Source organism: Pantoea sp. SGAir0175, from assembly GCF_043547855.1.
In genome coordinates this window covers 3,264,758-3,277,105 of the sequence record NZ_CP028081.1, presented here as the reverse complement: position 1 = coordinate 3,277,105, position 12,348 = coordinate 3,264,758, and the positions used below count along the sequence as shown (strand labels likewise).

Annotated in this window: 7 protein-coding genes, 2 tRNA genes and 3 rRNA genes; 8 read left to right on the top strand and 4 right to left on the bottom strand. The window is 54.7% G+C overall.

Going from position 1 to position 12,348, the window contains the following annotated elements:
* Positions 1 to 54: 54 nt before the first annotated feature.
* The 3 genes from C1N56_RS15470 to metN are packed head-to-tail and all read right to left on the bottom strand — an operon-like array spanning position 55 to position 2,585.
* Positions 55 to 870, bottom strand: coding sequence for a MetQ/NlpA family lipoprotein (locus C1N56_RS15470; protein ID WP_021507465.1), 816 nt, complete (start codon positions 868 to 870; stop codon positions 55 to 57).
* Between the two features lie 37 nt (positions 871 to 907).
* Complete coding sequence (locus C1N56_RS15465; protein ID WP_021507464.1) at positions 908 to 1,561, bottom strand: methionine ABC transporter permease MetI; 654 nt, start codon at positions 1,559 to 1,561, stop codon at positions 908 to 910.
* Positions 1,554 to 2,585: a methionine ABC transporter ATP-binding protein MetN gene (gene metN, locus C1N56_RS15460; RefSeq protein WP_058759540.1), complete on the bottom strand. Its 1,032-nt coding sequence runs from the start codon at positions 2,583 to 2,585 to the stop codon at positions 1,554 to 1,556. Before metN ends, C1N56_RS15465 begins: the two co-directional genes overlap by 8 nt.
* Positions 2,586 to 2,785: 200 nt before the next feature.
* On the opposite strand from metN, the gene gmhB reads away from it, so the two are divergent.
* The 7 genes from gmhB (at position 2,786) to dkgB (ending at position 10,065) form a co-directional block, all read left to right on the top strand.
* Complete coding sequence (gmhB, locus tag C1N56_RS15455; protein ID WP_021507462.1) at positions 2,786 to 3,346, top strand: D-glycero-beta-D-manno-heptose 1,7-bisphosphate 7-phosphatase; 561 nt, start codon at positions 2,786 to 2,788, stop codon at positions 3,344 to 3,346.
* Positions 3,347 to 3,751: 405 nt separating this feature from the next.
* Positions 3,752 to 5,293, top strand: a 16S ribosomal RNA gene (locus C1N56_RS15450).
* 88 nt (positions 5,294 to 5,381) lie between these two features.
* Positions 5,382 to 5,456, top strand: a tRNA-Glu gene (locus tag C1N56_RS15445).
* A 214-nt stretch (positions 5,457 to 5,670) separates the two neighbouring features.
* A 23S ribosomal RNA gene (locus tag C1N56_RS15440) occupies positions 5,671 to 8,574 on the top strand.
* A gap of 224 nt (positions 8,575 to 8,798) precedes the next feature.
* Positions 8,799 to 8,914: ribosomal RNA gene (gene rrf / locus C1N56_RS15435) — 5S ribosomal RNA — on the top strand.
* The 16S, 23S and 5S rRNA genes sit together here with 2 tRNA genes alongside, the layout of an rRNA operon.
* 100 nt (positions 8,915 to 9,014) lie before the next feature.
* A tRNA-Asp gene (locus C1N56_RS15430) sits at positions 9,015 to 9,091 on the top strand.
* Between the two features lie 170 nt (positions 9,092 to 9,261).
* Positions 9,262 to 10,065: a 2,5-didehydrogluconate reductase DkgB gene (dkgB, locus tag C1N56_RS15425; RefSeq protein WP_394516846.1), complete on the top strand. Its 804-nt coding sequence runs from the start codon at positions 9,262 to 9,264 to the stop codon at positions 10,063 to 10,065.
* 12 nt (positions 10,066 to 10,077) lie between these two features.
* Here the strand turns inward: dkgB and yafC are convergent, their stop codons facing one another.
* The gene (gene yafC / locus C1N56_RS15420; RefSeq protein ID WP_125310440.1) at positions 10,078 to 10,986 is read right to left on the bottom strand and encodes a DNA-binding transcriptional regulator YafC; all 909 of its coding nucleotides are present in this window, start codon (positions 10,984 to 10,986) and stop codon (positions 10,078 to 10,080) included.
* 100 nt (positions 10,987 to 11,086) lie between these two features.
* On the opposite strand from yafC, the gene C1N56_RS15415 reads away from it, so the two are divergent.
* Positions 11,087 to 12,265, top strand: a complete 1,179-nt coding sequence (locus C1N56_RS15415) for an MFS transporter (RefSeq protein ID WP_058758033.1) — start codon at positions 11,087 to 11,089, stop codon at positions 12,263 to 12,265.
* The last annotated feature ends 83 nt before the right edge of the window (positions 12,266 to 12,348 follow it).

Sequence of the window (12,348 nt, the reverse complement as noted above, 5' to 3'; positions counted from 1 at the left end):
ATGCTGAAATAGAAAGGGCGGCCGAAGCCGCCCTGCACCGCATGAAAGGGATAATTACCAGCCTTTCACTGCGCCGCCGTTGAAGATTTTGTTGGCGGCTTCAGACACTTCGTCTGACTGATAAGCCTCAACAAACTTCTTCACGTTCTCCGCGTCTTTGTTGTCTTCGCGGCTAACGATCAGGTTCACGTACGGCGAGTCTTTATCTTCTACGAAGATGCCGTCCTTCGCCGGGGTCAGGCCAATCTGGCTGGCGTAAGTGGTGTTGATCACCGCCAGCGCAATTTGCTGATCGTCGAGTGAACGTGGCAGCTGTGGCGCTTCCAGCTCAACAATCTTCAGGTTCTTTGGATTCTCAGTGATATCCAGTGAGGTTGGCAGCAGGCCCACGCCATCTTTCAGTTTGATCAGGCCCACTTTCTGCAGCAGTAGCAGAGAACGACCGAGGTTGGTTGGATCGTTCGGGATAGCGATCTGCGCACCGTTCTGCAGCTCATCCAGCGATTTGATTTTTTTCGAGTAGCCGGCAATCGGATAAACGAAGGTGTTGCCGACCGGCACCAGTTTGTAACCGCGGTCTTTGATCTGCTGATCGAGGTACGGCTTGTGCTGGAAGGCGTTAACGTCAATATCGCCTTTGCTCAGCGCTTCGTTAGGCAGCACGTAATCGTTAAAGGTAACCAGTTCAACATCGAGACCGTATTTCTCTTTCGCGACTTTCACGGCAGTTTCCGCAACCTGCTGTTCAGCCCCGACAATCACACCCACTTTAATGTGGTTGGGATCTTTCTCTTTCTGATCGCATCCTGCCAGCGCAATCGCGCCAATCAGAGCACCCACAGCGGCAATCTTTTTAAATGTGAAAGACATATCCTTTCCTTAATAGAGGACTATTGATGTTGTTTGCTTATTTATGTGACACCGCACGCACGATGCGGTCACCACAGAACTGAATTAAATACACCAGCACCACCAGCAAAATCAGCACGGTATTCATCACGGTGGCGTTATAGCCGATGTAACCATACTGATAGCCAATCTGGCCCAGACCGCCCGCGCCCACAGCACCACCCATGGCGGAGTAGCCCACCAGGGTAATCAGGGTAATTGTAGCGGCATTCACCAGCCCTGGCAGCGCTTCCGGCAGCAGCACCTTACGCACGATCTGCAGCGGTGTGGCACCCATGGCGCGCGAGGCTTCAATCAGTCCGGTCGGCAACTCAAGCAGCGCGTTCTCGACCATACGGGCGATAAACGGCGCTGCGCCCACGGTCAGCGGAACGATGGCCGCCTGCAGACCAATGGAGGTGCCAACGATAGCGCGGGTAAACGGAATCATCCACACCAGCAGGATAATGAAAGGAATAGAACGGAAAATATTGACGATGGCTGACAGCACGCGATACAGCGCAGTGTTGGCCAGAATCTGCCCCGGACGCGTGACGTACAGCAGTACGCCAACCGGCAGGCCAAGCACAAAGCCAAAGAAACCAGAAACGAAGGTCATCATCAGCGTTTCCCAGACGCCACGCGTCAGTAACCACAGCATCGCTTCAGACATAACCCAGCACCTCTACTTTCACATGATTTTCTTTCAGCCAGGCAATCGCGGCTTGTGTATCTGTTTCACTGCCGTCCATTTCGGCCAGCATGATGCCGAACTTCACGCCACCGGCGTAATCCATCTGGGCACTGATAATGTTGTTATTGACGTTGAAACGGCGCGCGGCTTCTGACAGCAGCGGCGCATCCACCGATTTACCGGTGAACTCCAGTCGCAGCAGCGGCACGCTCTCGCTGCCCGCGCTCGCCTGCATGCGCTGCTGGTAATCATCCGGAATATCCAGATGCAGCGTTGACTGAATAAACTGCTGGGCCAGGGGCGTTTTCGGGTGGGAGAACACTTCGCTGACGCTGTCTTTTTCAATCAGTTCGCCGTTGCTGATCACCGCTACCTGATCGCAGATGCGTTTCACCACATCCATCTCGTGGGTGATCAGCAGAATGGTGATACCGAGACGACGGTTGATGTCTTTCAGCAGCTCCAGAATCGAACGGGTGGTGGCCGGGTCCAGTGCGCTGGTGGCTTCATCACACAGCAGGACCTTCGGATTGCTGGCCAGCGCACGGGCAATCGCGACGCGCTGTTTCTGACCGCCGGACAGATTCGCCGGCCAGCTGTCGTGTTTGTCCGCCAGACCGACCAGCTCCAGCAGTTCGCTGACGCGCTTTTTGATCGCCTCGCGTGACAGGTTACCCAGCTCAAGCGGCAGCGCAACGTTGCCCGACACGGTGCGGGAGTTCATCAGGTTGAAGTGCTGGAAGATCATGCCAATCTGGCGGCGCGCCAGCGTTAACTGCCCGGAAGAGAGCGCGGTGAGATCCTGACCGTCAACCAGCACGCGACCGGATGTCGGGCGCTCCAGCAGATTGACGCAGCGGATGAGCGTACTTTTACCGGCACCGGATGAACCGATGACGCCATAAATTTGTCCGGCAGGCACGTGCAGGCTAACGTTTGACAACGCCTGAATAGTGCGTGAACCCTGCTGGAACACTTTGGTGATATTTTCGAGTTTAATCATTAGTTTAATTGTTAGTTTAATTGTTATCGTGTTGCGTTGTCCGTGGTGTATCGGTCTTCGCGCCGCCGGGGCAGGCGAAATCTGGATGGATGGTAAGGCATCCAGACGGCTAAATCAATCAAAGTCATTCAATCTGCCATTCTCACGGTACGCGCAATCATGCGATACTGCGCGGCACTATTTGCAGCAGGAGTTTCTACGTGGCGAACCCAGTCCCGGCTATTTTTCTCGATCGTGATGGCACCCTGAATGTCGATCACGGCTATGTTCATGAGATCGATAATTTTCAGTTTATTGATGGCACCATTGAAGCGCTGCAGGCGTTAAAGAAGATGGGCTACGCGCTGGTGCTGGTGACCAACCAGTCTGGCATCGCGCGCGGCATGTTTACCGAAGATCAGTTTATGCAACTCACCGAGTGGATGGACTGGTCGCTGGCCGATCGCGATGTCGATCTCGACGGCATCTATTTCTGTCCGCATCTGCCTGATGCAACGGTCGTGGAGTACCGCCAGACTTGCGATTGCCGCAAGCCGCAACCGGGCATGCTGCTTTCGGCGCAGAAACACCTGAACATCGATATGGCAGCTTCTTATATGGTGGGCGATAAGCTGGAAGATATGCTGGCAGCAAAGGCGGCAGGCGTGGGAACCAAAGTGCTGGTGCGCAGCGGTAAGCCAGTCACCGCCGAAGGCGAAGCGGCCGCGGACTGGGTAATTGATAGTCTCGCAGAGCTGCCGGCGCGCATGAAAAAGGCCTGAAATCAGGCCTTCTGCACAAATCTTAAGCGAACAGTAAAAAAGTTGAAATTTGCACTTGCGCTTCCATAAGTTCGCCCTATAATGCGCCACCACTGAGACGGCAAAGCGGCAACGCAGGCGGCTCAGCAGGGTGTGAAGTGATTCACCCCGCCGGAGAAAAACGCTGAAAAAAGTGTTTGACTCTGAAGGAGGAAAGCGTAATATACGCCACCTCGCGACAGCAGGCCGAACGCCGCGTCGCACCGCTCTTTAACAATTTATCAGACAATCTGTGTGGGCACTCGCAGGATTGATATCAGCGTCTCCGGACGTAAAAAATATCAAGTCTTTGCTGAGTGAACACGTAATTCATTACGAAGTTTAATTCACAGAGCATCGCTGCACTCGTTGCAGCAAATCAAACTTAAATTGAAGAGTTTGATCATGGCTCAGATTGAACGCTGGCGGCAGGCCTAACACATGCAAGTCGAACGGCAGCACAGAAGAGCTTGCTCTTTGGGTGGCGAGTGGCGGACGGGTGAGTAATGTCTGGGAAACTGCCCGATGGAGGGGGATAACTACTGGAAACGGTAGCTAATACCGCATAACGTCGCAAGACCAAAGTGGGGGACCTTCGGGCCTCACACCATCGGATGTGCCCAGATGGGATTAGCTAGTAGGTGGGGTAATGGCTCACCTAGGCGACGATCCCTAGCTGGTCTGAGAGGATGACCAGCCACACTGGAACTGAGACACGGTCCAGACTCCTACGGGAGGCAGCAGTGGGGAATATTGCACAATGGGCGCAAGCCTGATGCAGCCATGCCGCGTGTATGAAGAAGGCCTTCGGGTTGTAAAGTACTTTCAGCGGGGAGGAAGGCGGTGAGGTTAATAACCTCGCCGATTGACGTTACCCGCAGAAGAAGCACCGGCTAACTCCGTGCCAGCAGCCGCGGTAATACGGAGGGTGCAAGCGTTAATCGGAATTACTGGGCGTAAAGCGCACGCAGGCGGTCTGTTAAGTCAGATGTGAAATCCCCGGGCTTAACCTGGGAACTGCATTTGAAACTGGCAGGCTTGAGTCTCGTAGAGGGGGGTAGAATTCCAGGTGTAGCGGTGAAATGCGTAGAGATCTGGAGGAATACCGGTGGCGAAGGCGGCCCCCTGGACGAAGACTGACGCTCAGGTGCGAAAGCGTGGGGAGCAAACAGGATTAGATACCCTGGTAGTCCACGCCGTAAACGATGTCGACTTGGAGGTTGTGCCCTTGAGGCGTGGCTTCCGGAGCTAACGCGTTAAGTCGACCGCCTGGGGAGTACGGCCGCAAGGTTAAAACTCAAATGAATTGACGGGGGCCCGCACAAGCGGTGGAGCATGTGGTTTAATTCGATGCAACGCGAAGAACCTTACCTGGCCTTGACATCCAGAGAACTTAGCAGAGATGCTTTGGTGCCTTCGGGAACTCTGAGACAGGTGCTGCATGGCTGTCGTCAGCTCGTGTTGTGAAATGTTGGGTTAAGTCCCGCAACGAGCGCAACCCTTATCCTTTGTTGCCAGCGATTCGGTCGGGAACTCAAAGGAGACTGCCGGTGATAAACCGGAGGAAGGTGGGGATGACGTCAAGTCATCATGGCCCTTACGGCCAGGGCTACACACGTGCTACAATGGCGCATACAAAGAGAAGCGACCTCGCGAGAGCAAGCGGACCTCATAAAGTGCGTCGTAGTCCGGATTGGAGTCTGCAACTCGACTCCATGAAGTCGGAATCGCTAGTAATCGTAGATCAGAATGCTACGGTGAATACGTTCCCGGGCCTTGTACACACCGCCCGTCACACCATGGGAGTGGGTTGCAAAAGAAGTAGGTAGCTTAACCTTCGGGAGGGCGCTTACCACTTTGTGATTCATGACTGGGGTGAAGTCGTAACAAGGTAACCGTAGGGGAACCTGCGGTTGGATCACCTCCTTACCTGAAGATACTTTCCCGCGAAGTGCTCACACAGATTGTCTGATAGAAAAGTAACGAGCAGGACGGCTGCGAAGTCGTGACACTTTGTGTCCCCTTCGTCTAGCGGTTAGGACTCCGCCCTTTCACGGCGGCAACAGGGGTTCGAATCCCCTAGGGGACGCCACTGCTTGGTGACAGGTGAAAGGTGTCTCCACAGAATATCTCAAAACTGACGGTAACGTCGTGTTTGAGATATTGCTCTTTAACAATCCGGAACAAGCTGAAAATTTGAAACGACGCGTCGTGTTCATTCTCCGTAATAAGAATGAAATGGCGATGCGTTCGGGTCTCTCAAATGCTTGCAGTCCGCAGCGTTGCAAAACGCCTGTGGGTTGTGAGGTTAAGCGACTAAGCGTACACGGTGGATGCCCTGGCAGTCAGAGGCGATGAAGGACGTGCTAATCTGCGAAAAGCGACGGTAAGGTGATATGAACCGCTACAGCCGTCGATGTCCGAATGGGGAAACCCAGTGCACTTGTGCATTATCGTTAACTGAATACATAGGTTAACGAGGCGAACCGGGGGAACTGAAACATCTAAGTACCCCGAGGAAAAGAAATCAACCGAGATTCCCCCAGTAGCGGCGAGCGAACGGGGAGCAGCCCAGGACCTGAATCAGCTTGTGCATCAGTGGAAGCGTCTGGAAAGTCGCGCGATACCGGGTGACAGCCCCGTACACGAAGATGCATGAGTTGTGAGTCCGACGAGTAGGGCGGGACACGTGGTATCCTGTCTGAACATGGGGGGACCATCCTCCAAGGCTAAATACTCCTGACTGACCGATAGTGAACCAGTACCGTGAGGGAAAGGCGAAAAGAACCCCGGCGAGGGGAGTGAAACAGAACCTGAAACCGTGTACGTACAAGCAGTGGGAGCCTACTTGTTAGGTGACTGCGTACCTTTTGTATAATGGGTCAGCGACTTATATTCTGTAGCAAGGTTAACCGCATAGGGGAGCCGAAGGGAAACCGAGTCTTAACCGGGCGTTAAGTTGCAGGGTATAGACCCGAAACCCGGTGATCTAGCCATGGGCAGGTTGAAGGTTGGGTAACACTAACTGGAGGACCGAACCGACTAATGTTGAAAAATTAGCGGATGACTTGTGGCTGGGGGTGAAAGGCCAATCAAACCGGGAGATAGCTGGTTCTCCCCGAAAGCTATTTAGGTAGCGCCTCGTGAACTCATCTCCGGGGGTAGAGCACTGTTTCGGCTAGGGGGCCATCCCGGCTTACCAACCCGATGCAAACTGCGAATACCGGAGAATGTTATCACGGGAGACACACGGCGGGTGCTAACGTCCGTCGTGAAGAGGGAAACAACCCAGACCGCCAGCTAAGGTCCCAAAGTCATGGTTAAGTGGGAAACGATGTGGGAAGGCACAGACAGCCAGGATGTTGGCTTAGAAGCAGCCATCATTTAAAGAAAGCGTAATAGCTCACTGGTCGAGTCGGCCTGCGCGGAAGATGTAACGGGGCTAAACCATGCACCGAAGCTGCGGCAGCGACACTATGTGTTGTTGGGTAGGGGAGCGTTCTGTAAGCCGCTGAAGGTGTGCTGTGAGGCACGCTGGAGGTATCAGAAGTGCGAATGCTGACATAAGTAACGATAAAGCGGGTGAAAAGCCCGCTCGCCGGAAGACCAAGGGTTCCTGTCCAACGTTAATCGGGGCAGGGTGAGTCGACCCCTAAGGCGAGGCTGAAAAGCGTAGTCGATGGGAAACAGGTTAATATTCCTGTACTTGGTGTTACTGCGAAGGGGGGACGGAGAAGGCTAGGTTATCCGGGCGACGGTTGTCCCGGTTTAAGCGTGCAGGTGTGAAGACCAGGCAAATCCGGTCTTCTTTAACACTGAGGCGTGATGACGAGCCGCCACGGCGGTGAAGTAACTGATGCCCTGCTTCCAGGAAAAGCCTCTAAGCTCCAGGTAACACGAAATCGTACCCCAAACCGACACAGGTGGTCAGGTAGAGAATACCAAGGCGCTTGAGAGAACTCGGGTGAAGGAACTAGGCAAAATGGTGCCGTAACTTCGGGAGAAGGCACGCTGGCGCGTAGGTGAGGGGACTTGCTCCCGGAGCCGAAGCCAGTCGAAGATACCAGCTGGCTGCAACTGTTTATTAAAAACACAGCACTGTGCAAACACGAAAGTGGACGTATACGGTGTGACGCCTGCCCGGTGCCGGAAGGTTAATTGATGGGGTTATCCGCAAGGAGAAGCTCTTGATCGAAGCCCCGGTAAACGGCGGCCGTAACTATAACGGTCCTAAGGTAGCGAAATTCCTTGTCGGGTAAGTTCCGACCTGCACGAATGGCGTAATGATGGCCAGGCTGTCTCCACCCGAGACTCAGTGAAATTGAAATCGCTGTGAAGATGCAGTGTACCCGCGGCAAGACGGAAAGACCCCGTGAACCTTTACTATAGCTTGACACTGAACATTGAGCCTTGATGTGTAGGATAGGTGGGAGGCTTTGAAGCGCGGACGCCAGTCTGCGTGGAGCCAACCTTGAAATACCACCCTTTAATGTTTGATGTTCTAACGTAGGCCCGTGATCCGGGCTGCGGACAGTGTCTGGTGGGTAGTTTGACTGGGGCGGTCTCCTCCCAAAGCGTAACGGAGGAGCACGAAGGTTGGCTAATCCTGGTCGGACATCAGGAGGTTAGTGCAATGGCATAAGCCAGCTTGACTGCGAGAGTGACGGCTCGAGCAGGTGCGAAAGCAGGTCATAGTGATCCGGTGGTTCTGAATGGAAGGGCCATCGCTCAACGGATAAAAGGTACTCCGGGGATAACAGGCTGATACCGCCCAAGAGTTCATATCGACGGCGGTGTTTGGCACCTCGATGTCGGCTCATCACATCCTGGGGCTGAAGTAGGTCCCAAGGGTACGGCTGTTCGCCGTTTAAAGTGGTACGCGAGCTGGGTTTAGAACGTCGTGAGACAGTTCGGTCCCTATCTGCCGTGGGCGCTGGAGAATTGAGGGGGGTTGCTCCTAGTACGAGAGGACCGGAGTGAACGCACCGCTGGTGTTCGGGTTGTCATGCCAATGGCACTGCCCGGTAGCTAAGTGCGGAAGAGATAAGTGCTGAAAGCATCTAAGCACGAAACTTGCCCCGAGATGAGTTCTCCCTGACCCTTTAAGGGTCCTGAAGGGACGTTGAAGACGACGACGTTGATAGGCCGGGTGTGTAAGCGCAGCGATGCGTTGAGCTAACCGGTACTAATGACCCGTGAGGCTTAACCTTACAACGCCAGAGGCGTTTTGGTCTGAGAGACAGAAAGAATTTTCAGCTTGTGACGGATAAAGAATCAGCTTTGTTCTGCGGACGCGAGTCCGGAGGATTTTGCGCTGAGGCGAGGCGGCAGGCCGGAGGAAAGGAAGGAGCATACACGAGTATGTGACTGACTTTACGAGGGCGGCCAACGCGGCATCAGTGCGAAAGACGCGGGACAGGGCACAAAGAATTTGCCTGGCGGCAACAGCGCGGTGGTCCCACCTGACCCCATGCCGAACTCAGAAGTGAAACGCCGTAGCGCCGATGGTAGTGTGGGGCCTCCCCATGCGAGAGTAGGGAACTGCCAGGCATCAATTTAAGACCCCTAATCGGGTCGTGACCTTCCCGGTGACGCGGAAAGGGCGAAACACCTGAAATCAGCGACGGTCTGAAATCAGTACAGAATCGGTGGAGCGGTAGTTCAGTTGGTTAGAATACCTGCCTGTCACGCAGGGGGTCGCGGGTTCGAGCCCCGTCCGTTCCGCCACTTAAATTGAGAAGCCCTGACTGCAAAGTCAGGGCTTTTTCATGTCCGCTAAAAACCCGCCATTGTTGAGTAAAACGCAAAATTCCTCTGCTCATAAGCGGATTTTTCAGCAACAATAATCCTGCCACAATACGCCTCATCGCAACATTCAACGCAATGATGAGGAAAACATGACAATCCCCGCTTTTGGTTTAGGAACATTTCGTCTGCAGGACGATGTCGTTATTTATTCAGTGAAAACCGCACTGGAACTCGGTTATCGTACTATCGATACCGCTCAAATTTATGAAAACGAAGCTGCCGTAGGTCAGGCTATTGCTGAAAGCGGCGTGGCACGTGATGAGCTGTTTATCACCACTAAAATCTGGATTGAGAATCTCGCCGCCGACAAACTGATCCCCAGCCTGCAGCAGAGCCTGGCGAAACTGCGTACCGACTATGTCGATTTGACGCTGATCCACTGGCCATCGCCGGGTGCAGCGGTATCAGTCAAAGAGAGCATGCAGGCATTGATTGCAGCGAAAGAGGCGGGACTGACGCGTCAGATTGGTATCTCTAACTTCCCGATTGCCCTGATGAAAGAGGCCATTGCCGCTGTGGGCGCAGAGAACATTGCGACCAACCAGATTGAGCTGCACCCGTTCCTGCAAAATCGCCAGGTCGTGGACTTCGCGAAACAGCAGGGCATTCATATCACTTCATACATGACGCTGGCGTATGGCGAAGCGTTAAAAGAACAGGTGATAAAGCAGATTGCGCAGAAACATCAGGCCACACCCGCGCAGGTCGTCCTGGCGTGGGCACTGGCACTGGGTTATGCCGTGATCCCCTCCTCAACCAAACGTGAGAACCTGGCCAGCAATATGGCGGCGCAGGATCTGAAACTGGATGCGGACGACATGGCGCAGATCGCCGCGCTGGATCGCCAGCAGCGTCTGGTCAGCCCGGAAGGTCTGGCACCAGACTGGGATTAATTCTCCCATGCATCAGCCCTGCACGCGCCAGGGCTGATCTCTGACCCACTCGCTGAGAAAATCAATAAAGGCCCGCACGCGCTGGCTCACCCCTAAATCGCTGTAATACACCGCATTAAAAGGCATCTCAACCGGTACCGACTGGTGCGCCAGCACCTCAACAAAAGTGCCCGCCGCAATTTCCGCATTCACCATGAAGTCCGACAGACAGGCGATACCCTGATCGTTAAGGCACAGCTGCTTAATCGTCTCTCCGCTGTTTGATGACATCGCCGCGTCAATTTCATACAGATCGCTGCCATTGGCCGACACGGGCCAGCGATTAAGACGAGGCGTCTCGACAAAACCGAGGCACTGATGATGTGCCAGCGCCTCCACCGACGCCGGCGTACCATATTTCGCCAGATAAGCTGGCGTAGCGACCATTTTACGATAGCTGGTGAACAGCAGCCGGGCACGCAGCGTGGAGTCGGTTAAATCCCCGGCACGAATAGCGACATCCACTTTACGATCGATCAGGTTAATAAAGCTTTCAGAGGAGATTAGCGATAGCGTGACCGCCGGATAGCGCTCGCGAAAGGGTTTAATCATCGGCATCAGCAGGTTAAGGATCACCGGTGTAGCCGCGTCGATGCGCAGCACGCCCTGTGGCGCCTGCTGGCGCTCAATCAGCTCATTCTCTGCTGTCGCCATCTCAAGGATCAGCTTCTGCACGCGCCGGAAATAGAGTTCGCCTTCATAAGTCAGCGCCAGCTGACGGGTGGTACGCGTCAGCAGCGACACGCCAAGCTTGTTCTCCAGCTTCTTCACCGTGCGGCTCACCGCTGAATTGGCCATCTGTAACTGCTCCGCTGCACGGCTAAAACTGCCGCTTTCTACCACAGCGATAAAGACTTTTAACTCCTCTGAAGATGCCTTCATTATGCCTCCTCAGGCAAAAGTTTATTGTTACTTTGCTTCTTTTTGTTATTAAAGCACGAGTCGATAATGGCGCCCATCAAAACATTATTGGGAGTCAACCATGCCACTTGCACTCTGGGCGCTGACCATCAGCGCCTTCGCTATCGGAACCACCGAGTTTGTTATCGTCGGGCTGATTCCGACCATCGCTGAACAGCTCAGCATTACGTTACCTTCTGCCGGGATGCTGGTATCCATCTACGCGCTTGGCGTGGCCGTCGGCGCGCCAGTGCTGACCGCCTTAACCGGCAAGCTGCCGCGCAAGCAGTTGCTGATGGGTCTGATGGCGCTGTTTACCGTCGGTAATCTGGTGGCCTGGCTGGCACCCAACTATGAAACGCTGGTGATGGCGCGTCTGCTGACCGGACTGGCGCACGGCGTTTTCTTCTCCGTCGGCTCAACCATTGCGACCAGCCTGGTAAGCAAAGAAAAGGCTGCCAGTGCGATAGCCATCATGTTTGGCGGCTTAACCGTGGCGCTGGTCACCGGCGTACCACTTGGCACACTGATTGGTCAGCATTTTGGCTGGCGTGAAAGTTTTCTGGCGGTCTCTCTGCTGGGTGTGATTGCACTGGTCAGCAGTATGATACTGGTACCGCGTAACATCGCACAGCCGCCTGCCACCTCCCTGGCACAACAGGCCGCGGTGATGATTAATCCGCGTTTGCTGCTGATTTACGCGATTACTGCGCTGGGCTACGGTGGCATCTTTACCACCTTTACCTTCCTGGCACCGATGATGCAGTCACTGGCCGGTTTCTCGCCGACCGCCGTCAGCGGCGTGCTGCTGGGGTACGGTATTGCGGTGGCGATCGGGAATATCTGGGGCGGCAGGCTCGCCGATCGCCGCGGGGCGGTACCGGCGCTGACGCTGATTTTTATCGCGCTGGCCATTCTGTTAGTGGTATTTCAGTTCACCGCCAGCATGCATTACCCCGCGCTGCTCACGGTGCTGGTGATGGGCGTCTTTGCCTTTGCTAACGTACCGGGCCTGCAGGTTTACGTGGTGCAAAAGGCCGAACACTATGCGCCAGGCGCAGTTGATGTCGCGTCCGGGCTGAATATCGCGGCCTTTAATATTGGCATCGCACTGGGTTCAACCGTCGGCGGTCACATCGTGGAACATTACGGTCTGGCGCAGACGCCATGGGTGGGTGCCGTCATCGTGTTTGCGGCTCTGCTGCTGGTCCGCCTCAGCGGCCAGCTGGATAAGCCACGCGCGGCAGCCATCATTGAATAAGCCACACAACAGCCTGCCGCATGGCGGGCTGTTGCCGTTGCTGGCTGTGAGGCGAATTCCGACAATCAATAACAGCAATTGAA

Coding starts and splice junctions, on each gene's coding strand:
- C1N56_RS15470 (WP_021507465.1), bottom strand. CDS start 870: ATGTCTTTCACATTTAAAAAGATTGCCGCTGTGGGTGCTCTGATTGGC.
- C1N56_RS15465 (WP_021507464.1), bottom strand. CDS start 1,561: ATGTCTGAAGCGATGCTGTGGTTACTGACGCGTGGCGTCTGGGAAACG.
- metN (WP_058759540.1), bottom strand. CDS start 2,585: ATGATTAAACTCGAAAATATCACCAAAGTGTTCCAGCAGGGTTCACGC.
- dkgB (WP_394516846.1), top strand. CDS start 9,262: ATGACAATCCCCGCTTTTGGTTTAGGAACATTTCGTCTGCAGGACGAT.
- yafC (WP_125310440.1), bottom strand. CDS start 10,986: ATGAAGGCATCTTCAGAGGAGTTAAAAGTCTTTATCGCTGTGGTAGAA.
- C1N56_RS15415 (WP_058758033.1), top strand. CDS start 11,087: ATGCCACTTGCACTCTGGGCGCTGACCATCAGCGCCTTCGCTATCGGA.